The following is a 21892-nucleotide window of genomic DNA, read 5'->3' on the forward strand; positions in this document are numbered from 1 at the left end:
ATGATAGAACCCCAAAACACCGCATCTAGGTGCATGTCATCCCCCCGCTCTCTCGTTGTATTTCAAGCCATCGCTATTGGCCGCCACCGAGGCTATGCACGTAAATCGCCAGCTTCTTGATCTGATCCGGCTCGAGCTTACCCTCGAGACTACCCGCCGCGTCACCAAACGCCGGCATCACTGCATCACGCGTTTGTTCCACATTGGGCTGATTCACGCCGTAGAGAATCGTGTGCTTGGCGCTCTCATAACCACCCGGTTCAAAGCGCCAGAGGCTATCGGTCAGGTTCGCGGCACCAACCGTCACGATACTGCCATCGGGCAACTCCGCGAGGATACCGTTTGCCTCTTGTCCGTGGCAGGCCGTGCAGCCCTTTTCGTTAAAGAGCTTCCAGCCGGCTTCCCTGCCCTCGCCACCTTCAGCAAGTTCGACTGTGAACCGCGCGAGTTGGTCGACCTCAGCCTCGGTCAGGATATCCTTGTGCGCCGTCATCGCGCCCTTGCGGCCGTTAGTGATTGATTCGCTGATCTTCGCCAGTGAACCGCCATAGAGCCAATTGTCATCGGCAAGCACCGGATAGCCGGGATTGCCTTGACCGCCACTGCCGTGGCACGCGGAACAGTAATCGCCAAAGAGCACCTTGGCGGACGCCAGGGTGTACTGCGTCAGCCCTGGGTCCTCAAGCACCTGCTCGGCACTCATGTCAGCGATCTGATCCTCGTACTCGGCCCGCACGGCCTCGACCTGCGCCACCCCCTGTTCGTATTCCTGGATCGAGGTCCAGCCGAGCAGGCCCTTGGAGAATCCGCCCTCCTCTTGCGACTGCCAGGGCATGACCGGAAACATGGGATAAAGGATGCCGTAGAGGACGAACCAGGCAACCGATACCCAGAGCGCGATCATCCACCATTGCGGTGGTGGGTTATTCAGCTCACGGATATTGTCATCCCAGAAATGCCCAGTGTTGTTTTCGCCAGGAAACGGATTATGGTCGGCCATCGTTCTCTCCGCGGTCCTCATGATCGTCTTCAAACGGGATATGCTTTCTCGCTTCGAGCTTGTCCCGATTCTTCGGCCGAAAGACCTGGACATAGGCCACGACCATGAGCACGAAGATGACCACGGTCAGGATGGTCCCGACCCAGTCGGTGGCCGTCATCGCCGCCCAATCGGTCTCGAAGTAGTCCGCGAGGCTACTCACGGTACATCACTCCCGGATCGAGCTTGGCCATGGTGCCAAGGACCTGGAGATAGGCCACCATCGCATCCATGCCCGTCTTGCCCTGCACCAGACCCGGCGCCGCCGCGATATCGGCATCGCTATAGGGCACGCCGACGGCGCGCAACCCCTTCATGTGACGCTGGATTTTGTTCGGGTTGAGCCTCTGGCGGTCGAGCCAGGGGTAGCCCGGCATCACCGATTCCGGCACCATCGAGCGCGGATCACGCAGATGTTGACGGTGCCATTCGTCGGAGTACTTGCCGCCGACACGCGCCATGTCCGGGCCGGTGCGCTTGGAACCCCACTGGAAGGGATGGTCGAACATCGACTCCGAGGCGAGCGAGTAATGCCCATAGCGCTCGCGCTCGTCGCGGAAGGGCCGAACCTGCTGTGAATGGCACAGATAGCAGCCCTCGCGCTGATAGATGTCGCGCCCGGCCAGCTCGAGCGCGGTGTATGGGCGGATGCCGTCACCGGGCTGCCAGTTCCAGGTCGTCTCCACGGCGCGGACCTGACCGCGCCTCGGGTCCTGCACGAAAGCGCCGGTGTCCTTCTTCAGGAACTGGCCTTGGTCGTCGGTCTTGAAGCGTAACGGGTTACCGGAGGCATCGGTGTCGTAAGTGACGGCAACGATGGGTGTGCTGCCGGCCTCCTGCCACACGATCTCGGGGAAGCGATTCGCCTCCTCGGTGCTCTTGAGATAGAACAGCGGCACGATCTCGACGATGCCCCCGACCGAGAGCACGATCGCCACCACGATCAATAACCCCCAGATGTTGCGCTCCATGCGCTCCTGTATGCCCTTCGGTGGTGTGGTCTTCTCAGCCATGTGTGTTGACTCCTCGGGATGCTGACGGTTGCACCGGACTCAGGCCGCAGCCACGGCCGGCGTGCCGCGTGCTTCGCGCAGACTCCCGGCGGATGCCGATTTCCATACCGTCATCAGCACGTTGAACAGCATGATGATGGCGCCGAGCAGGAAGATGCCGCCGCCGACCGCGCGCATGGCGTAGTACGGATGCATGGCCGCGACCGATTCGACGAAGGTGTAGGCCAGGGTGCCGTACTCGTCATAGGCGCGCCACATCAGCCCCTGCATGATGCCCGAGACCCACATCGCGACCACATAGATCACGGTGCCGATGGTGGCGGTCCAGAAGTGGACGTTGACCAGCTTCTCGGACCACATCTCGGTGTGCCAGAGGCGCGTCATCAGGTGGTAGATGGCGCCGATCGAGATCCCCGCGACCCAGCCCAGGGCGCCGGAATGGACATGGCCGATGGTCCAGTCGGTGTAGTGCGAGAGGGCGTTGACCGTCTTCAGCGACATCACCGGCCCCTCGAAGGTCGACATCGCGTAGAAGGCGAGCGCGATGATCAGGAAACGCATCACATAGTCGGTGCGCAGTTTGTCCCAGGCGCCCGAGAGGGTCATCATGCCGTTCACCGCGCCACCCCAGGAGGGGATGATCATCGCCAGCGACACCGCCGCGCCGAGCGAGCCGGTCCAGTCCGGCAATGCGGTGTACTGCAGATGGTGCGCGCCAAGCCAGACATAGCCGAACATCAGCGCCCAGAAGTGGATCACCGAGAGCCGATAGGAGTAGATCGGCCGGTTCGCTTGCTTGGGCACGAAGTAGTACATGATGCCGAGGAAGCCGGCGGTGAGGTAGAAGCCAACCGCGTTATGGCCCCACCACCATTGGATCATCGCGTCCTGCACGCCCGAGAACAGGCTGTAGGACTTCATCAGCCCGACCGGGATCGCCAGGCTGTTGACCACGTGCAGGTAGACGATCATCACCATCATGCCGAGGAAGAACCAGTTCGACACATAGATGTGCGAGGTCTTGCGGTTGGCGATGGTCATGATGAAGTTGAAGGTGAAGGAGAGCCAGACGACGGCGATCAGGATGTCGATCGGCCACTCGAGTTCGGCGTACTCCTTGGACTGGGTGAAGCCCAGCGGCAGCGTGAGCACCGCCAGGGCGATGATCGCGTTCCAGCCCCAGAAGGTGAACCAGGCCAGCCGGTTGCTCCACAGGCTGACCCCGCAGGTGCGTTGCACGGTGTAGAACGCGGTGCCCATCAGGGTACAGCCACCGAACGCGAAGATGACGGCGTTGGTGTGCACGGGCCGCAGCCGACCGAACGAGATGTACGGATTATCGAAATTCAAAAACGGCCAAGCGAGTTCGGATGCGATATAGACACCAACGCCCGCGCCTACCACCAGGTAGACGACGGCCATGATGGTGAACCAGCGCACGACATCGAAATCGTACTTTCGCTCCGCTGTGTAGTCGGCTGTGGCTTCCATAGACCCCCCAAACAGGCTGGGAAAAAGAGGTGGCAGGGCACTCCAGCCCGATGTTGTGAGTGGCGTGCCTCCCCCTGGCACGTGACCGCGCAATAAGACGGGATCGATTGATAAAAGTCAAGACAATAAGACTTTATTCTTATAAGGTTATCTTATAAGGTTGTCGTCTGAGCGTGGCAGCTCGTCACTTGAAGAAGGACTCGAGCGAGAAGCCCTCTTTCTCGAGGATATCGCGCAGGCGGCGAAGGGCATCCATCTGGATCTGGCGCACCCGTTCACGGGTCACGCCCAGCTCCTGTGCAACCCGCTCCAGGGTCGAGTGCTCATAGCCATGCAGGCCGAAGCGACGCTCGACCACCTCGCGCTGCTTGTCGTTGAGCTTCTCGAGCCAGTGGTCGAGGTGGTGGTGGATATCATCGTCCTGGATCTCATCGCTGGGATCATGCGCCGCCTCATCCTGCAGCAGATCGACCAGCGGCTTGTCGGCATCCTTGCCATAGGGGGTATCGACCGAGGCGGTGCGCTCGTTGAATCCGAGCATGCGCTTGACCTCGGCGATCGGCTTGTCGAGCAGCGCGGCCACCTCCTCGGTGGTCGGCTCATGATCGAGCTGCTGCGAGAGCAGCCGGGTCGCCTTCAGGTAGACGTTGATCTCCTTGACCACATGGATGGGCAGGCGCACGGTGCGCGTCTGGTTCATGATCGCCCGCTCGATGGTCTGGCGAATCCACCAGGTGGCATAGGTCGAGAAGCGAAAGCCGCGCTCGGGATCGAACTTCTCGACCGCGCGGATCAGCCCCAGGTTGCCCTCCTCGATCAGATCCAGCAGTGGCAGCCCGCGGTTGAGATAACGCCGCGCGATCTTGACCACGAGCCGCAGGTTGCTGACGATCATGCGCTTGCGCGCGTCCTCATCGCCCTGCTGCGCCAGGCGCGCGTAGCGGATCTCCTCATCCGCCGAGAGCAGTCTCGACTCGCCGATCTCGTTCAGGTACAAGCGGGTCGCGTCGAGTTCGGTATCGCTCGCCGCATAGCGTTTGCTCGGCGCATCGGAGGCCTGCGGGGCCGAGGCTGAGGCATAGGCCGGATCATGCGCGTCGTCCTCGGCGCTCTCGACCTCATCGGTCTCGGGCTCCGGCAGATCCGCATCGCTCGCGTCGACCTCTTCGGCGCTGATGAACAACGCATCCTCAACGGGGAGGGAATCCGTCTCCGGGTCCTCTTCCGGGTTAGCCGCTGGCATGAATCCCCCTCAGTGCGGTCGATCGGGTCACCCTGCTGCCGGTAGGAGCAGCAACGGATCAACGGTGGCGCCATCACGACGGATCTCGAAATGCAACATGGGTTGCCCAGCCGCTGACTGACCAACCTCGGCGAGCTGCTGGCCGCGCTTGACACGCGCGCCTTCGCTGACGAGCACCCGGCGGTTGAAGCCATAGGCACTCAGATAACGCGAATCGTGCTTGACGATGATAAGAGTGCCGTAACCGGCGAGTCCACTGCTACCGCTGTAGACCACCTCGCCATCGGCCGCCGCCGTGACCGGCGTGCCTGCGGCGGCGGCGATGCGAATCCCCTGCCGGGTGCGATCATTCGGCTGATAGCGCTGCAGCAGACGCCCCGAGACCGGCCAGGCCCAGGTCAGTCCGCTCGCGGGGGCTGGCGCAGGTTTCGTCGCGGCTTTTGCCGCAGGCTTCGGGGCCGATGTGGCGGGTCTCGCCGAGGCCGTCTTGGCGCTGCTCGGGCGCGTACTCGTCCTGCTCGGTGCTGTGGTCCGCGTCGTCCTGCCGCCAGGCGGGGCCTCGATCCGCAACAACTGGCCGCTATAGATCGGATAGGGAGGCGCCAGATCGTTCCAGGCGGCGAGCGTGCGCATGCGGATGCGCTGACGCTCGGCGATCTCGCTCAGGGTGTCGCCGGCGCGGATGCGATAGAAGCCGGGCGGGGCTGGTCCATAACCGCGATCATCGACCGGAGCAAGCCCCTTGCTGCCGCACCCGGCGAGCAAGAGCGCCGCCAACAGCACGGTACCCACTGCTCGAGCTTGGCGGTGGTCGAAGGAGAACACCATGATCGCAACGCCTCGCCCGCGCCAGCACACCTTAGCGCAAGAGAATGACGAGTCCGATGAGCGCCACCATGACCCAGCCGATAGTATCCACATACTGGCGCAAGCGCCGCTCCATCGCCTCCCCGCCCCAGGCCATTAGGGCGGCGACTAGAAAGAACCGCGCGCCACGACCGATGACCGAGGCGATAAAGAACGGCAGCAATGCCATCGCCATCACCCCGGCCGTGATGGTGAAGATCTTATAGGGGATCGGCGAAAAGCCAGCCAGGAACACCGCCCAGACACCCCAGCGCTCGAACCATTGTTCACCGTGCAAGAAGGCCTCGTGGTAGCGCCCCCCGACCCCGACCAATGGCTCGATCAGCTCGAAGGCGAAGACGCCGAGCAGATAGCCGAGCAAGCCGCCAGCGGCCGAGGCCAGCGTGGTCAACAAGGCGAACCGCCAGGCCATCTTGGGCTGCCCCAGACTCATCGGTGCGAGCATGACATCGGGCGGAATCGGGAAGAACGAGGACTCGGCGAAGCTGAGTCCGCCAAGATACCAGGCCGCATGCGGATGCCTCGACCAGGACATCACACGATCATACATGGCCGAAAACAGGCGCATCAGGCGATCCCTCCAAGTAAGGGGACAAAGGTAACAGGCTCCAACAATTCGTGCTGATAGTTGGGCCGCCGTCCAGCGGGGTTCTTGATCAGGCGCACCAGCACCTGCCCACCGCCATGATTGATCGGCAACACCATCCGCCCACCGGGCGCCAACTGCTCGGCCAGCTGTCGCGGAATCCCACTCGCCGCCGCAGTGACCAAGATGCCATCGAACGGGGCATATTCGGCCCAGCCGGCACTGCCATCGTCATGGCGCAGGCGGACATTGCGCTGCTTCAGCGCCCGCAAGCGCTGCTCCGCGCGCGCCTGCAAGGCGCTGATGCGCTCGACGCTATAGACACGGCGCGCCAGCGCGGCGAGCACCGCCGTTTGATACCCAGACCCAGTCCCGATTTCCAGCACCGTCTGGACCGGACCGGCCTCGAATAGTGCCTGGGTCATGCGCGCGACCATATATGGCTGCGAGATGGTTTGCCCCCAGCCAATCGGCAAGGATGAGTCCTCGTAGGCCCGGCTTGCCAACGCCTCCTCGATGAACAGATGCCGCGGCAGCTGTCGCAACACCTCGATCACGGCATCGTCTTGCAGACCCGCCGCCAGCAGCCGTTGCGCCAAGCGCTCGCGCGTTCGCGAGGAGGTCATGCCGCTGCCAGCCACGGCACGATCACAGGCCCGCGCGACACTCATCGCAAGGAACTCAGCCAGTACCCGAGCGGCTCGACCGCATCGTGACGGGTCAGGTCCACCTTCAACGGCGTTACCGAGGCGTAGCCGTGCCGGAGCGCGTCAAAGTCAGTGCCCTCGCCGGCATCCTGCTCCGGCCCGGCGGGACCGACCCAGAACATCGCCCGCCCGCGCGGATCGAGGATGCGCTCGATCGGCTCGGCCTTGTGCCGATGCCCGAGCCGGGTCGCGCGCAGCCCACGCAGCTCGGCGAGCGGCAGATCCGGCACATTGACATTGAGGATGGTATTGGCCGCCATGTCGCCATCGCGCAGCCCCCCGACGAGCCGAGCGGCCACGGCGGCAGCCGTCTCCAGATGCTGGGGCTCGTGCGAATCGATCGACACGGCCAACGCCGGCAAGCCGAGAAAGCGCCCCTCGGTGGCGGCGGCGACCGTCCCCGAATAGATCACATCGTCACCGAGGTTGGGGCCGTGATTGATGCCGGCGACCACCAGATCCGGCTCCGTGTCCAGCAATCCGGTGATCGCCAGATGCACACAGTCGGTGGGGGTGCCGTTGACGCGGATGAAGCCATTCTCGAGCCGTTCGGCGCGGATCGGCACGTCGAGCGTGAGCGAGTTGCTCGCGCCGCTGCGATCGCGATCCGGCGCCACCACCGTCAGCTCGCCGAAGGGCGCGAGCGCGTTCGCCAAGGCCTGGAGGCCGGGCGAGCGATAACCATCATCATTGCTGAGGAGAATCTTCATAAGTCCTGACCCGAACGAGCGCCACCGGCAGACATCGAACGCCGGCTCCTCGAGTTTGCTACAGTTTTCGATTCAATGCGGCGAGCACGCGAGAAGCAAAGTGAACAATCGCCTTCATGACGATGATTATGCGCTCTTTCGCGCCGAAGTCGAAGATGCGGAACCACTCGATCGCGAGACCATCGAACCCTTTCGCGAGCGACCGCCGCCGATCCCGCGCCCGCGCGTCGAGGACGCCCCGGCCGAAGACCCGCAACTGCTCTCGGAGTCCGAGGTCGAGACCCACGACGAGTTGCTCTTCATGCGCCCTGGGCTGCAGAAACGGGTTGTGTTCGAGTTACAGCGAGGCCGGATCGAACCCAGCCTCGAACTGGACTTGCACGGCCTAACCGCGAGCTATGCAGGCGCCCTGCTGCAAGCCTTCCTGGCCGATTGTGCCGCGCGACGGGTGCGTTGCGCCAAGATCATCCATGGTAAAGGTCGCGGCTCGGCGACGCGGCAGCCGGTGCTCAAGTGTAAGGTCAACTACTGGCTGCGGCTGCGTCCGGACGTGCTCGCCTTCTGCTCGGCGCCGCGCTTCGACGGCGGTACCGGCGCGGTCTATGTACTGCTGCGCAATCCCGCGAAAGCCAAGCGCTAGCGCTGAGCGCCGGATCAGGGGAACGCCAGGGAGCGCACATCAACTGCGGCAACGATGTCCGTGTGCATGGCGTCTGACGACAAACCGCCCGCGAGCGGGCGGCTGACGGGCTTGATGCCCAGGCAGGGAGGCAACCTCAGCTCAGGATCTCGCCATCATAGTCGGCGATCCCCGGATTGCCCTTGACGTTCTTCAGTTTGGGCGTGTTGAGCTTCTCCAGCTTGACCGTTTTCAGATCACGCAGATAGGTCGCGACCGTCTCCCAGATCGGCTCACCAGGCGACTGACTGCCGACGGTGGCCCATCCAGAGACGACATAGCTCTTGTCAGCCTCGATCTTGGTGCCGTCATCAAGCCGCATCTCGGAGACGCGATTGCCCATGCCGGCCGCTGGATCGCAGACGTAGTCGAGCCCACCGACCCGAACCATGTCACCACCCTGTTGCACATAGGGATCGGGGTTAAACAGGTTGTCGCAGACGTCTTCCAGAATGGCTTTGAGATCGGCTCCCGACATCTCCCGACGATAGGTCTCCGGGTAGGTGATGCAGGTCTGATCCATGACATGATCCATGGTGATCGTCTGCCCCGGCAACACCGACGTGCCCCACCGAAAGCCGGGCGAGAGACTGATCTGAGCATCGTTGACCTTGCGCAGCGCGTCACAGATCACCTGATCGAAGGTGCCATTGAAGTTGCCACGACGATAGAGCACCTCCTCGGCGGTAGCGAGTTTCTCGGTCAGCTTATCCAGATAGGGGGCGCGCTGCTCCTCGATGTACTTGGCCATTTCGGCATTCGGCTCGAGCAGATTCGAGAACACCGGTAGCAGGCGATAGCGATAATCGCGCAGCTTGCCGTCCTTGACATCGAGGTCCATCACGCCGAGGAATTTGCCGTTCGAGCCGGCATTGGTGACTAGGGTCTTGCCCTTAGCGTTGTCGACAATGGTCGGTGCCGGCATGCCATCGTGGGTATGGCCACCAAAGACCGCATCGATGCCGGTCACGCGCGAGGCCATCTTCAGGTCCACGTCCATACCGTTATGCGAGAGCACCACGACCAGATCCGGGGATTCCTCGTCGCGGATCTTGTCGACGAACGCCTGCATGCGCTGATCCTGGATACCAAAGGTCCAATCCGGGATGAAACGGGATGGGTTGGCGATTGGCGTATAGGGGAAGGCCTGGCCGATCACCGCGACGCGTGAGCCGCCGACCTCCTTGATCACATAGGGCTTGAAGGCCAGCCCCGCATCCTCCTGGAAACCGCCAAAGTCCTCGAACTGGTAATCGAACAGCGCCTCTTCGCGCACCTTGACGTTCTGCGCCACGAACTCGCCGTTGAAGGCCTCGACATTCTTGATGACTTCGGTGTCGAGGTAGGTAAACTCCCAGTGACCCGTCATCACATCGACGCCGAGCCGATTGGTGGCGCCCACCATGTCCATGCCACGGGTCCAGTAGGCGGTGCCCGAGCCCTGCCAGGTGTCGCCGCCGTCCATCAGCAAGGTATTGCCGTCGCCGCGCTCGGCGCGGATGCGATCGACCAGGGTCTTCAGATGCGCGAAGCCGCCGATGGTGCCGTATTTCTCAGCCGCGTCGGCGAAGTTAAGATAGGTGAACGCATGCGCCTGGATGGTTCCGGGCTCGATCCCGAAATGCTTCAGCAACGCATCACCAACGATATGCGGCGCCTTACCGAAGGCCGGACCGATACCAAGGTTAACATTCGGCTCGCGGAAGTAGACCGGATTGAGCTGCGCATGGCAATCGGTCATATGCAGCAGCGTCAGATTGCCAAATTTGGGCACCTCGTAGAGATCGCTCGGCTGTTTGGCCTCGGCGAACACCGAGCGCGGCAACATCCCGGCGGCACCGGCCAAGCCCAAGAGGCGGACAAATTCACGGCGAGAAATAGTCATTGGGGTATCATCTCTTCCTACGGTTCTGCTGATCGATCCGCCGCGTTTCACGCAGGCGATCACCCGACTAGGACGGCTGAAACCGGGCACTAGTATGCACGCGGTTCGTTGTCGATGGCCATCGGCCTATCCCTACAGAGAATAGCGACCGGGCACCAAGCGGACAGTGATGCCCGGCCTGCCCCCGGGCGCGCGGGGGATCAACGCAGTGTCATTGGTTAACCGGCGACTCCGGATCGAGCAGATAGGCCATGATGTCGGCAATCGCCTGCTGGTCTAGATAACCGCTGGCACCAAACCTAGGCATATTGGTGCAAGGGAAGGCAGAGTGCGAGTTGTAGATCACGTCATAGGTATATTTCTTGATCGCATCGCTGGTGCCACGAATCCTGCCAAAACCAACGAGGCTAGGGCCGAGCGAACCACCGGTGCGGTCGGTTCCGATCTGATGACAGTTGTAACAATTACCGCCCACCTCGTTGTTCTCGTGGTCATCCGTCTTATGGCCGACTCGGTAGCCATAACCAGACCACGCCAGCTCAGCTCCCCGCTTCCAGTCGCCGAGCTCGATGCCATCCTCCGGATAGACGATGCTCTCGCGCGCCATTTTGCTGATCTCGAGCAGTGTCTCCATATCCGGTCTGCCGCCACCGACCACCGAACAGGTCTTCTGTAATTTATCCTGCACCATGCGTTGGCGCGCCGTTCCGCCTTCCTGGACCTCTTGATCCAGTTTGAAGCTATCGGACTCGAAGATGAGGTACTCGGCGAGTTCCTCAGGCGTCATCTCAGTGTAGTCGACTTCATCGGCGATGGCCGAGACGGTTGGGATCGACAAGGCGGCGAGGCCCATGAGAAGGGTCGCCGAAATACGCTGCTTTAACATGGTTTGAAATCTCCTTTGGGCGTGGCTGCTCAGCGCTTCATATCAGGTAGGATCGCCGGTTGGCCACGGGCCGCGTCGGTCCAGTAGCTAAGCATCGCGATGCTGCCGTCGGAGCCAGCGACCGTTCCCGCCTGCCGCATCTGCCAATAGCAACCACGCAGGCGGTGTTGGCTACTCCGAACCTGGTCGTGACCAACGCGAAACGCTGGCCATGAGACAGCCTTGGTCCACTCTTCCGGAACATTCTTGTTAGGCAGCACCGAGGCTCGGATGCGCTTGCCGGTCTCGGAATGGCAGGTGCTGCAGGCAAAGTCGGCCTTGCCTGCGCGGCGGTAGAACATCACCTCGCCAGCATCGCGCATGGCCTTTTCCAGCGGGTGGTCCATCGGCGGATTCCAGGCGAAGCCACTGGACTTGCTGGCGATATAGGTCTGCAGCTTCATGTGGTCGGAGCCATTGCCATGACGCTTCGCCACCTCGGGATCATCCGGGCTGAAGCCTTGCAGCGTGACCATGCAATGCACCAGACGGGTCTCGAGGTCCATGACTTTGCCGGTGTCCTCGAAATACCGCGGCAGTTCGGCATAGGCGCCCTCCAAGACCCCCGGGCCCTTGCCAAAATCACACTCCTCGAGCGAGACGTTGTTCGGCCCACGGGCCTCTTCGAACAGCGTCTCACCATCCATCGCGGTCCACTGCGCTGGGTTATCGGCCATCATCATCAGGTTCTGGTCGCTCTGCGTCAGATAACCCGACTCAGTGCGATCGATCAGCCCTTGGAGCACATCCAGCGGCTCTTGATAAGTACCCACGGCCGCTTTCGCGGCCTCGCCCGATGCCTTGCGTGCCTCTTGCTTGGCGATCAGTTCCATCGCCAGCGCATCCTGGCGTCGCGCCCATTCCGCATACTGAAGCGCCCGCGTGTACTGGCGCGATGGCAACACCGACTCAGCCTGCTCGATCATCTCATCGGTGGGGCTCTCGGTGACGCCCATAGCGATCGCTTCCTCGCGCGTCTGCTTGGCCTCGGCGATGGCGGACTCGGCCTGTTCACGCGTCGTCGCCCAGACGCTAAGCGGGATCAGTGCCACTAGCAGCGCGATGAGCGCACTCCGCCCGAAGCGTCGGCCAGTCCCGCTCGCCAGCGGCAACGGTTGATGTCGATTCCTGGTTTTTCCAGACACCTCGCTGAGCGACTGGGGCAGCCTCGGCAGTAATGTTCGTAACATTGAAACCTCTTATCACGACAGGATGATTGTTATTGGTCCAGCTCGGATGGCGCCTCCTGAGCCCTGTTAAGTCTGTAAATAACCCAGTGCACCTGTCAACAAATAACAGTACATCAGAATGTGCTAACACAATGATCCTCTAGCGAGTTCAGCTGCTTGATCTCTTATAATGGCTTTGCACGCTTGGTTTTCCCACATCTCGCAAACTATCAAAAGGAGCATCCACCGTGATCATCCGCCATCCCCTCGCCCTCGCCCTCGCCATCTTCTCGATGCTGCTCATCGGCAACCTGACGCTCGCTGCCGAGAACAAGATCGCGCCGACACTCGACAGCGTCGATGTCACCCACAACGGGGAAACCCTGACCATCACTCGCGGCGCGGATCGCCACGCCACCCTGCCAGCCCTCTTCCAAAAGACCGAGCGCGGCTGCCCACCCTTCTGCGTGCAGCCGATGCAGGCGGTTCCCGGCGTCGCCACGATCGGCGAGCTTGATGTGCTCAACTACCTGAGCCGCATCCATCAAGGGGACGACTCGATCCTCGTCGTCGACTCGCGCACGCCCGATTGGGTCATGCGCGGCACCATCCCAGGGTCGGTCAACATCCCGTGGAACACGCTCAATACCGATCTCACCGGAAACTTGGAACAGACCGGCGAGGCCGAGAGCCTGACGCGGGTACTGACCGAGCAATTCGGCGCCAGCCAAGACCCGAGTACCGGGCAGTGGCGGTTCGATGACGCCAAGACCCTCGTCCTCTTTTGCAATGGCATCTGGTGCGCACAATCGACCGCCAACCTGCAGACACTGGCTGGACACGGCTATCCAGTCGACAAACTCAAGTGGTACCGGGGCGGGATGCAAGACTGGCTGAGCGTTGGCCTCACGAGCGTGAAGCCCGAATAGCGCGGCCAGAACCTCGGCGTGCGGTCCAACCAAATTGATGCACCGCACAATCCCCCATTGCCGTATGGTCTATAGTGTTTTATTTGATCCTTGGAGGCATCCGGAGCAATGACCGATTATGTGCGTTGGCTGAGTGAGTTGGGTATGGACGACGTTCCCGTCGTCGGTGGTAAGAACGCCTCGCTCGGCGAGATGATTCAACATCTGACCCAACTCGGGGTCCAGGTTCCGGGCGGATTCGCGACCACCGCGCAGGCCTACCGTGATTTTCTCGCCGTTGACGGCCTCGCCGAGCGCATCGCCGCCGAGCTCGACGCGCTCGATGTCGACGACATCGCCGCGCTCAGCGCCGCCGGTCCGCGCATCCGCGGCTGGATCATCGAGCAGCCGTTCCAACCTGAGCTGGACGAGGCCATCGATGAGGCCTACGCCGCGCTCGCGGACAAGACCGGCAGCGCCGCCGATACCACCTGGGCGGTGCGCTCCTCGGCTACCGCCGAAGATCTGCCCGACGCCTCGTTCGCCGGCCAGCAGGAGACCTTCCTCAATATCCATGGCCTGGACAACGTCAAGCTCGCCATCAAGGAGGTCTTCGCCTCGCTCTACAACGATCGCGCCATCTCCTATCGGGTGCACAAGGGCTTCACCCATGCCGAGGTTGCGCTCTCGGCCGGCGTCCAGCGTATGGTGCGCAGCGATATCGCCGCCAGCGGCGTGATGTTCACCCTCGATACCGAATCCGGCTACGACAATGCTGTGTTCATCACCTCGAGCGTCGGTCTCGGCGAGATGGTGGTGCAAGGCGCGGTCAACCCCGACGAATTCTATGTCCACAAACCCACGCTCGAGGCCGGGCGCCCGGCGATCCTGCGCCGCAGCGTCGGCGACAAGGCCATGCGCATGGTCTTCGCCGAGCCCGGCAGCCGCGAGCCGGTACGCACCGAGCAGACGCCGACCGAGCTGCGCGGGCAGTTCTCGATCAGCGATGCCGAGGTCGAAGCCCTAGCCAAGCAGGCGGTGCTGATCGAGCAGCATTATCAGCGCCCGATGGACATCGAATGGGCCAAGGACGGCATCGACGGCCAGCTCTACATCGTCCAGGCGCGCCCGGAGACGGTACAGAGCCGCAGCGGTCAGGTGGTCGAGCGCTATCGCCTGCAACAGACCGGCGGCGAGGTGCTGGCCACCGGGCGCAGCATCGGCGGGCGCATCGGCGCCGGCAAGGCGCGCGTGGTCGAGTCGATCCGCGACATGGATCAGGTGCAAGCCGGTGATGTGCTGATCACCGACATGACCGACCCCGACTGGGAGCCGGTGATGAAGCGTGCTGCGGCCATCGTCACCAATCGTGGTGGTAGAACCTGTCACGCCGCTATCATTGCCCGCGAATTAGGCGTGCCAGCGGTGGTCGGCTGTAACGACGCGACTGACAAGATCGCCGAGGGGCAAGCGGTGACGGTCTCCTGCGCCGAGGGTGACACCGGTTATATCTACGATGGCGAGCTCGAGTTCGAGCACAAGGTGGTCGAGCTGGAAAAAATGCCCGAGGTGCCGGTCAAGGTGATGATGAACGTCGGCAACCCCGAGCGCGCCTTCGGCTTCGCCTCGCTGCCGAATGCCGGCGTCGGCCTCGCCCGGCTCGAGTTCATCATCAACAACAGCATCGGCATCCATCCGAAGGCGCTGTTAGAGTTCGACCAGCTCCCCGACGACCTCAAAGCCGAAATCGGCCCGCGCATCGCCGCCTATCCGAGCCCGCGTGACTACTTCGTCATGCGCCTCGCCGAGGGTATCGCCACGCTGGCCGCGACCTTCAGCCCCAATCCGGTCATCATCCGGATGTCCGACTTCAAGTCCAACGAGTACGCGAACCTGATCGCCGGCCCGCGCTACGAACCCGAGGAAGAGAACCCGATGATCGGCTTCCGCGGCGCCGGGCGCTATGTCTCCGACACCTTCAAGGACTGTTTCGCGATGGAGTGCGAGGCACTCAAGTACGTGCGCAATGAAATGGGGCTAACCAATCTGCAGATCATGATTCCGTTCGTGCGCACCCTGAATCAGGCCAAGGCGGTCAGCGAGGCGCTGGCCGAGCAGGGCCTCAAGCGCGGCGAGAATGGGCTCAAGCTGATCATGATGTGCGAGATCCCCTCTAACGCCGTGCTCGCCGAGCAGTTCCTCGAGTACTTCGACGGCTTCTCGATCGGCTCCAACGACATGACCCAACTCACCCTCGGCATCGACCGCGACTCGAGCCTGGTCGCCGCCGACTTCGAGGAGCGCGACCCGGCGGTGAAGGCCATGCTCTCAATGGCCATTCAGGCCTGCCGCAAGCAGGGCAAATATGTCGGCATCTGCGGCCAGGGTCCGTCCGATCACCCTGACTTCGCCGACTGGTTGGTCAAGGAAGGCATTGAAAGCGTGTCGCTGAACCCGGATACCGTGATCGATACCTGGCTGTATCTGGCCGAGCATCTCGGTCAAGGCTGAGGGCTGGACGGGTCAAAGCGCGTTGCGTCCAGCACAAGCATGACCCGTCGCCCCCTGCCTATCGGCCTCCAGACCTTGCGCGAAATCCGCGAAGGCGACGAGTTCAGCGAGGTGAGCCTCTTGAATTCAAGGTCGTGTTCCAGCTCCCTCGGCTTCACAGCTCATTGATCAGGCCGTGCAACAAACGCTCGGCACCGCGAAAATCGAACTCGTTCAGACAGGCCTGAACGGCCGCTAACTTCTTTGCCTCCACAATTTTCTGCAACTGCTCAAGGCAGGCTTCGGCGCCGGCCAGATCATGCTCGTCAATGGCCTGGAGACCGCCTTTGAAGAGTTGGCGACGGGTCTCGACATCAACAGCACCTTCATGATCAGCGGTGGAGACTGGCGTGGGCTCCGGCTCAGTGCTGCCGATCCAATCCCCCAAGCCTGCCATGACGTCAGCAAAGGCGCGTTGAAAGGCATCTTCCGTCGCCGCATCCGGGGCCTGTCCCGCGCGCAAGCGCTGCTCCAAGCACTGGGCCAGATCGGCCAGCTGTGGCATGGAGAGTGTCGCCGCGACGCCAGCGAGCCGATGCGCGAGCGCCGCCCCTTCGGCAAGCGCCCCGGAATCGATGGCATGCGCGATGGTCTGCGCATCATTGGCATGCATGTCACGGAACTTAATCAGAGAGGTGCGATAGAGCCCCGGATCACCCCAACGCGCCAGGGCCGCCGGTAGGTCGAAACCCTGGTCGGCGGGCCTCTGGGTATCTGGGAATGCGGCAGCAGCCTCGGCTTTTGCTGTCGGTACCGGCACGCCCAGATCAGTCCAACGCTGGACGCACTGGATCAACTGACCGACATCGAATGGCTTCCCGATAAAGCCGTTCATCCCTGCCTCCAGCGCCCGCACCTTCATCGAGTCGAAGATCCCCGCCGTCACCGCGATGACCGGCAACTCGCGCCAGCGGACATCCTGACGCAGTCGGCGCGTCGCCGCGTAGCCATCGAGCCGCGGCATTTGCAGATCCATCAGCACGATATCCGTGCTATCGGGATGGGCATCGAGCCAATCCAGAGCCGCCTCGCCATCGCCAGCGAGGATGACCTCGGCGCCATGGCTACTGAGGATGCGCTCGGCAACCTCCTGATTGATCTCGCTGTCATCAACCACCAGCACCCGAATGCCAGCGAGCTGCTCGCTCTGGCTTGGAGACAGGATGCCAGTCGTCTCTTTGGCACCGCGTGGCTGCAGGCCGCGCAGACTGGCGAGACTGTTGTAGAGTGACAAAGGCGTGACAGGCTTGTGGATGATTCCGTTGATCGCCGATTGGGCCGGTAGGCCTTGCAAGGCCGCGTCGGCCTGAGGGGTGGCCATGAGTAGGATCAGGGATTTCGCTTCTTCTCCAGTCTCGGTGAGCGCAGCTCGAAGCGCTTGCGCGCACTCCAGTCCCTCTTCGTCTGGCATCTGCCAATCGATCAAGATGGCATCATAAGACACCGCGCCCGCGAGCAAGCGTGCAGAGGCCGCACGTCCAGAAGACACCCAATCGACGGTCCAGCCCAGTGCTTGTCCGGTCTGCATCAGCGCCTCACCGACGCGGCGACAGTCGTCGGCAACCAGCAGCCGCAGCGGCCCCAGCTCGTCTACCGGTAAGGTCTCATCTGGGTCGCGTCGCAGCGGCAGTGTGAACTGGAAGCGACTGCCCTGCCCCAGTGCACTCTCTACCTGCAGGTCTCCACCCATCAGCCGGACCAAGCGCTGGCTGATCGTCAGTCCCAGTCCGGTGCCGCCAAACCGACGGCTGATGCTGCTATCAGCCTGGCTGAAGGCATTGAAGATCTCCTGCTGCCGCTTGGGAGCGATCCCGATACCGGTATCGCGCACAGTGAACTGCAGGTCCACATGGGTCTCGCTCTGGGCCTTACAGACGATACTCAGCTCCACCTCGCCGCGCTCGGTGAACTTGATCGCGTTGCACAGCAGGTTGATCAGCACCTGCTGCAAGCGCTTACTGTCGCCGATCAGGCCTTCGATACAGTCACCCGGCGGAACCATCACCAGCTCCAGGGGCTTATCGCCAACCGCCGCGATCATGATCTCGGCAAGGGAATCAAGCAGCACCGAGAGGCGGAAGGGCGCCGCCTCCAGCTCAATGCGCCCGGCCTCGATCTTGGAGACATCGAGGATATCGTTGATCAGATCCAACAAGACCTGAGCAGAATTGCGGATCTTCTGCACCAGCTGACGACTGGCCGGGTCCAGCGAGCGCTGCTCGAGCAGATAGCCAAAGCCGAGCACCGCGTTCATCGGCGTGCGGATCTCGTGGCTCATGTTGGCCAGGAACTCGCTCTTAGCTTGGCTCGAGGATTCGGCCAGATCGCGTGCCTGGCTCAGTGCCTGCTCGGTCTGCTTGAGGGCGGTGACGTCCTGATTGACGATGAACGAGCCGGTGATGCGCCCAGCCTCATCATGCAGCGGGATCACCGCATTGAGGATGGTCTTTCGTGATTCGTCGAAGCACTGGATGTCGATCAGCTCGTCGAGCACGGATTCGCCCTGTTCGATCGCCCGCACCACGGCCCAATCCTCGGGCGCCAGCGGCTCACCGGTCTCGTGCCACCAGCCTTTGAAGACCCCGAACTGATCGGGGCCGACGTAGCGGGCACCGGCCCAGATACGCTGTCCTTCCTCGTTCCCAAACACGATGGTCCCGGTCGCATCGGTGATCCAGACGCCGACTGGCAGGAGACGCATGATGGCGGCCCAGCGCCGCTCCTGCTCGGCCAGGCTCTGAGTGCGTTCTTCAACCAGCTCTTGCAGCCCGCTGCGGTGGCGCTCGAGCTCTTCAGTCAGACGCTTGTGCTCGCTAATATCCTGAACGGTACCGCGCAGCGCTTTGATATGGCCGTCAGACTCTAGCACCGCCTCGCAGCGGACCCGTGCCCAAAGGTCCTTGCCCTCGCGCGCGACTTCCAGATCCATCGTGCAGCCGCGACCTGTGCCTAAGGTCTCTTCGCGGGCTGCCTTTAGCCGCTGCCAAACGGGCTCTGGTAATGAACGCTCAGCGCTTGGCTCATGATCGAAGATACGCATCAGCTCTTCCGAGCCGCTGAACCGATTGGTCGCGCGCTCCCAATACCAGTTGCCAAGACGCGCAAGACGCTGCGCCTCCCTAAGCTCCGCCTCCTTTTCACTGAGGCGCTGCGCGCTCGCTCGCAGCTCGCGCTCCGCCGATTTACGCTCGGTGATGTCCTCGACCGAGGCCAGGGTACAACGCCGCCCATCCATCTCGATGCTGCTCAGGCCAATGGCGATATCGAAGCGCGAGCCATCCTTGCGCTGACCCTGGATATCGCGGCTGCGATCCATTGGCCGTCGTTGCTCTGGCGCCGCTTGGAAGTCCTCACGATGCCTCTGATGGCGAGCGCGCAGCGCATCGGGAACCAGTCGCTCGACCGATTCGCCATCGAGCTCACCCGCCTCGTAGCCGAAGATCTGCTCAAGCGCCGGGTTCACCAGCAAGATCGTGCCGCGCTCGTCGGCCACCAGCATCCCCTCCATGGTGGCCTCCCAGACCTGCCGGAACTGCCGCTCGCTGCTGGCACGGGCGAGCTCGAAACGATGCAGCTCACTGATATCGGAAAAGGTCAGCACAGCACCAGCGACCTCGCCCAGCTCATCGCGATAAGGATCGATTCGCATCAGATAATGCAGATCGTCTTGGTGCACCGGCTCCGCCTGAGAGTCACCTGAGCTGATCACCGCCTGCAAGCGCTCGCGGAGGTCTGTCAGCTTGATCTGAGAAGGCATGATCGCGAGGTGATCGCCGATGTCGTTCTCGCCGATGCCGAAGATGCGCACCGCGAGTCCATTGAAGCGCGTGATCCGTCCGTCGCAGTCGACCACGATGAGGGCAGTCCGGATCGACTCCTGGATGTTGGTCAGGATGGTGCTAAGCTGGGTCGCCTCGTGGGTCTTTTGGCGCAGCTCATCGTTGAGGGTGGACAATTCCTCGTTAGAGGACTGCAGTTCCTCGTTGGCGGTTTGCAGCTCTTGGGTGGAGACAGCCTTGTCTTCACGCAGCCATTGCAGCTCCTCGTGCGCAGCCGCGAGCTGATCGAGAAGCGCGCTCAAGCTGTCCTGAATCTCGTCACGCTCGCGGCGCAAGCGCGCGATCTCGACATTCTGTGAGTCCTCGCTGCCATCCGACTGGCCCTGGCCCGATGGCGATACGCTCTCGTCGACCGGCTGCTCCTCGAGGACGATCAGGAAGGCGCCGGCCGGTAGCTCGCTCGAAAGCTCGAGACGGCGCGCCACCGGGGAGATACGCAGTCTCTGGTCGTCGACGCGCAGCTCCAGACTGATGCCGTGCAAGACATCCCGCCCCTCTTGCAAGAAGCGATAGCAGAGCGCTTTCAGCTCGAGGCCGAGCTCGGGGCGACAAAGCGCGAACAGGGAGAAGTCGGAGGTATCGTTGGGCAGACTGAAATAACGCTTGGCGTTGCCGAAGAAATGCAGCGGCTCGAAGCGCGTGTTGACCAAGACGGCGGCGAGTCCATGCATCTGGATCAGCGCATCCAGAACGACGTCGCGAATCGGGTCAACCGTCTGCTGGGAGCGACGCTGCGAGCGCCTTGGATCATCGGCCAGCACCGGCAATGCATAGCGCCCCTGCGCCGGCGGCTGAGACGGCACCGCGCGACGTCGATAAAGCTTATTCAGGGCATCGATTGGCTCGAAGAAATGGGCATCGCTGTCTGCCGACTCGGAGCGTCCGGTCAGGAACAGTCCGCCCGGTTGCAGGGCGTAATGGAAGGTTTCCAGACACCGGGGCTGCTGCTCGGATCGGAAATAGATCAGCAGGTTGCGACAGCTGATCAGATCCATGTTCAGGAACGGCGGGTGGCGAAGCAGGTCGTGAACACAAAAGACACAATGCTCACGCAGGGACTTGTCCACCCGCCACTGGCCGCCCTGTTTTATGAACCAGCGCTCGCGCCGATCGGTCTCCAGATGGCTCAGCGACTCGCTCGGGTAGAGTCCGGCGCGTGCAGCCTGGATCGCCTGCGGGTCAGCATCGCTAGCGAAGATGCGGACATCGAAGTCGTCGAAGCGCTCGCCGAGGATCTCGTGCAGCAGGATCGCGAACGAATAGGCCTCTTCACCGCAGGCGCAACCCGCAACCCAGAGGCGGATCGCATCGCCCTTATCCTTGTCGCGCAGCCGCGGACGCAGCGCCTGCTCCGCGGTTGCGAATGCCTCTGGATCGCGAAAGAAGCGCGAAACAGCCAGCAGGAAGCGCTGTTGCAGCTCCTTCAACTGCTCGGGGCGATCCTTGGCATAGTCGACATAGGCCTCCAGCGAATCGAAACCGAGTGCCTGATAATGCCTGGTGGTTTGGCGGAACAGCGTCGCCTCCTTATACCAGTCGAGCTTCAAGCCAGTGAGCTCGGAAACGCGCTTGATCAGCTCCGCGAAGACGCCTTCTTTGGAGCCTTGGCCGCGCGGCTCCTCGTGTAACTCCTCGTCGCTCAACATGCTGATCCGATTGAGCCAATTGACAATCTCTTGAGTATCACCCGAGCGCGCATCCGCGGAGAGTCGGAGCGCAGCAGCCGGCATCTGGGATTCGCGTGCGTCCGCGGGCGACTGCACGATGACCTGTCCGCCTGCCGCGAGTACCGCCTGACAGCCCTCGGCTCCGTCTTCGCCGGTGCCCGACAAGATCAATGCGCAAGCCCGATCTCCGAAGGCATCCGCAGCCGAGCGAAACAGCCGGTCGATGGAGGGCACCTCGGGGACATCGGGATCAGGTTGGCGGAGGACCAGCTGGCCGTCTCGGACCTCCATATCCTGTCCTGCTGGACACACATAGAGATGATCAGGCTGCAGGTGCATCTCCGATTCGGCAAGCAGGATCTCGAGATCAGTCTGAGACGCGAGCAGCTCCGGAAGTCGGGTCTCCTGATCCGGCTTCAGATGCTGTGCGAGCACATAAGCCGACAAGCCTTGTCGATCCAGGCCGCCGATGATGGAGCGGAGGTGCGGCAATCCCCCGGCAGAAGCGCCGAGGGCAACCAGGTACTCGGGGCAGTCGGGACGCAGCGCATCAGATGAAGAGCGGCCGTCGCGGTCAGTCATCGCCTCAGCCCTTCTTGACGCGCAAGCGGATG

The 21892-nt window shown here is 62.4% G+C and carries 16 protein-coding genes; 3 read left to right on the forward strand and 13 right to left on the reverse strand.

The window, feature by feature from the left end; genetic code table 11:
- Positions 1–73 precede the first annotated feature (73 nt).
- From ccoP to surE, 9 genes are all read right to left on the reverse strand, one after another.
- On the reverse strand, positions 74–1000 hold the full coding sequence (gene ccoP / locus CCR82_RS15200; protein WP_201246652.1) for a cytochrome-c oxidase, cbb3-type subunit III: 927 nt from the start codon (positions 998–1000) through the stop codon (positions 74–76).
- Positions 987–1202 carry a cbb3-type cytochrome c oxidase subunit 3 gene (locus tag CCR82_RS15205; RefSeq protein ID WP_201246653.1) on the reverse strand — a complete coding sequence of 72 codons (216 nt, stop codon included), beginning with the start codon at positions 1200–1202 and terminating at the stop codon, positions 987–989. The genes ccoP and CCR82_RS15205 overlap by 14 nt, the downstream gene beginning before the upstream one ends.
- The gene (ccoO, locus tag CCR82_RS15210) at positions 1195–2052 is read right to left on the reverse strand and encodes a cytochrome-c oxidase, cbb3-type subunit II (RefSeq protein ID WP_242513523.1); all 858 of its coding nucleotides are present in this window, start codon (positions 2050–2052) and stop codon (positions 1195–1197) included. Before ccoO ends, CCR82_RS15205 begins: the two co-directional genes overlap by 8 nt.
- 39 nt (positions 2053–2091) lie before the next feature.
- Entirely contained in the window at positions 2092–3543 is a 1452-nt protein-coding gene (gene ccoN, locus CCR82_RS15215) for a cytochrome-c oxidase, cbb3-type subunit I (RefSeq protein WP_201246654.1), read from the reverse strand.
- A 184-nt stretch (positions 3544–3727) separates the two neighbouring features.
- Positions 3728–4786 carry an RNA polymerase sigma factor RpoS gene (rpoS, locus tag CCR82_RS15220; RefSeq protein ID WP_201246655.1) on the reverse strand — a complete coding sequence of 353 codons (1059 nt, stop codon included), beginning with the start codon at positions 4784–4786 and terminating at the stop codon, positions 3728–3730.
- Between the two features lie 27 nt (positions 4787–4813).
- Entirely contained in the window at positions 4814–5614 is an 801-nt protein-coding gene (locus CCR82_RS15225; RefSeq protein ID WP_201246656.1) for a peptidoglycan DD-metalloendopeptidase family protein, read from the reverse strand.
- 31 nt (positions 5615–5645) lie between these two features.
- Entirely contained in the window at positions 5646–6221 is a 576-nt protein-coding gene (locus tag CCR82_RS15230; protein ID WP_201246657.1) for a YqaA family protein, read from the reverse strand.
- Positions 6221–6910: a protein-L-isoaspartate(D-aspartate) O-methyltransferase gene (locus CCR82_RS15235; RefSeq protein WP_242513524.1), complete on the reverse strand. Its 690-nt coding sequence runs from the start codon at positions 6908–6910 to the stop codon at positions 6221–6223. Before CCR82_RS15235 ends, CCR82_RS15230 begins: the two co-directional genes overlap by 1 nt.
- Positions 6907–7656: a 5'/3'-nucleotidase SurE gene (gene surE, locus CCR82_RS15240; protein WP_201246658.1), complete on the reverse strand. Its 750-nt coding sequence runs from the start codon at positions 7654–7656 to the stop codon at positions 6907–6909. The genes CCR82_RS15235 and surE overlap by 4 nt, the downstream gene beginning before the upstream one ends.
- Before the next feature lie 100 nt (positions 7657–7756).
- On the opposite strand from surE, the gene CCR82_RS15245 reads away from it, so the two are divergent.
- The gene (locus CCR82_RS15245; protein WP_201246659.1) at positions 7757–8296 is read left to right on the forward strand and encodes a Smr/MutS family protein; all 540 of its coding nucleotides are present in this window, start codon (positions 7757–7759) and stop codon (positions 8294–8296) included.
- A 136-nt stretch (positions 8297–8432) separates the two neighbouring features.
- On the opposite strand, the gene soxB is transcribed toward CCR82_RS15245, so the two are convergent.
- The 3 genes from soxB to soxA all read right to left on the reverse strand — a co-directional run bounded on the left by soxB (position 8433) and on the right by soxA (position 11978).
- Positions 8433–10220, reverse strand: a complete 1788-nt coding sequence (gene soxB / locus CCR82_RS15250) for a thiosulfohydrolase SoxB (RefSeq protein ID WP_201246660.1) — start codon at positions 10218–10220, stop codon at positions 8433–8435.
- A 211-nt stretch (positions 10221–10431) separates the two neighbouring features.
- On the reverse strand, positions 10432–11106 hold the full coding sequence (gene soxX, locus CCR82_RS15255) for a sulfur oxidation c-type cytochrome SoxX (protein ID WP_201246661.1): 675 nt from the start codon (positions 11104–11106) through the stop codon (positions 10432–10434).
- Positions 11107–11135: 29 nt separating this feature from the next.
- Complete coding sequence (gene soxA / locus CCR82_RS15260) at positions 11136–11978, reverse strand: sulfur oxidation c-type cytochrome SoxA (protein ID WP_201246721.1); 843 nt, start codon at positions 11976–11978, stop codon at positions 11136–11138.
- 629 nt (positions 11979–12607) lie between these two features.
- Between soxA and CCR82_RS15265 the strand changes: the two genes are divergently transcribed.
- Both CCR82_RS15265 and ppsA read left to right on the forward strand, forming a co-directional pair.
- Positions 12608–13243 (forward strand): rhodanese-like domain-containing protein, encoded by a 636-nt coding sequence (locus tag CCR82_RS15265; protein ID WP_201246722.1) that lies wholly within the window; start codon positions 12608–12610, stop codon positions 13241–13243.
- Between the two features lie 108 nt (positions 13244–13351).
- Positions 13352–15733 carry a phosphoenolpyruvate synthase gene (gene ppsA / locus CCR82_RS15270; RefSeq protein WP_201246662.1) on the forward strand — a complete coding sequence of 794 codons (2382 nt, stop codon included), beginning with the start codon at positions 13352–13354 and terminating at the stop codon, positions 15731–15733.
- A gap of 154 nt (positions 15734–15887) precedes the next feature.
- Here the strand turns inward: ppsA and CCR82_RS15275 are convergent, their stop codons facing one another.
- On the reverse strand, positions 15888–21860 hold the full coding sequence (locus CCR82_RS15275; protein WP_201246663.1) for a CheR family methyltransferase: 5973 nt from the start codon (positions 21858–21860) through the stop codon (positions 15888–15890).
- Between the last annotated feature and the right edge of the window lie 32 nt (positions 21861–21892).

This window comes from Halochromatium salexigens, assembly GCF_016653295.1.
Classification (GTDB): Bacteria; Pseudomonadota; Gammaproteobacteria; order Chromatiales; family Chromatiaceae; genus Lamprobacter; species Lamprobacter salexigens.

Excerpts from the sequence above, each read along its gene's own strand:
- rpoS (WP_201246655.1), bottom strand. The coding sequence starts at position 4,786 with ATGCCAGCGGCTAACCCGGAAGAGGACCCGGAGACGGATTCCCTCCCC.
- ccoP (WP_201246652.1), bottom strand. The coding sequence starts at position 1,000 with ATGGCCGACCATAATCCGTTTCCTGGCGAAAACAACACTGGGCATTTC.
- soxX (WP_201246661.1), bottom strand. The coding sequence starts at position 11,106 with ATGTTAAAGCAGCGTATTTCGGCGACCCTTCTCATGGGCCTCGCCGCC.
- ccoN (WP_201246654.1), bottom strand. The coding sequence starts at position 3,543 with ATGGAAGCCACAGCCGACTACACAGCGGAGCGAAAGTACGATTTCGAT.
- ppsA (WP_201246662.1), top strand. The coding sequence starts at position 13,352 with ATGACCGATTATGTGCGTTGGCTGAGTGAGTTGGGTATGGACGACGTT.
- CCR82_RS15235 (WP_242513524.1), bottom strand. The coding sequence starts at position 6,910 with ATGAGTGTCGCGCGGGCCTGTGATCGTGCCGTGGCTGGCAGCGGCATG.
- surE (WP_201246658.1), bottom strand. The coding sequence starts at position 7,656 with ATGAAGATTCTCCTCAGCAATGATGATGGTTATCGCTCGCCCGGCCTC.
- soxA (WP_201246721.1), bottom strand. The coding sequence starts at position 11,978 with ATGGAACTGATCGCCAAGCAAGAGGCACGCAAGGCATCGGGCGAGGCC.
- soxB (WP_201246660.1), bottom strand. The coding sequence starts at position 10,220 with ATGACTATTTCTCGCCGTGAATTTGTCCGCCTCTTGGGCTTGGCCGGT.
- CCR82_RS15225 (WP_201246656.1), bottom strand. The coding sequence starts at position 5,614 with ATGGTGTTCTCCTTCGACCACCGCCAAGCTCGAGCAGTGGGTACCGTG.
- CCR82_RS15230 (WP_201246657.1), bottom strand. The coding sequence starts at position 6,221 with ATGCGCCTGTTTTCGGCCATGTATGATCGTGTGATGTCCTGGTCGAGG.
- CCR82_RS15275 (WP_201246663.1), bottom strand. The coding sequence starts at position 21,860 with ATGACTGACCGCGACGGCCGCTCTTCATCTGATGCGCTGCGTCCCGAC.
- CCR82_RS15265 (WP_201246722.1), top strand. The coding sequence starts at position 12,608 with ATGCTGCTCATCGGCAACCTGACGCTCGCTGCCGAGAACAAGATCGCG.
- ccoO (WP_242513523.1), bottom strand. The coding sequence starts at position 2,052 with ATGGCTGAGAAGACCACACCACCGAAGGGCATACAGGAGCGCATGGAG.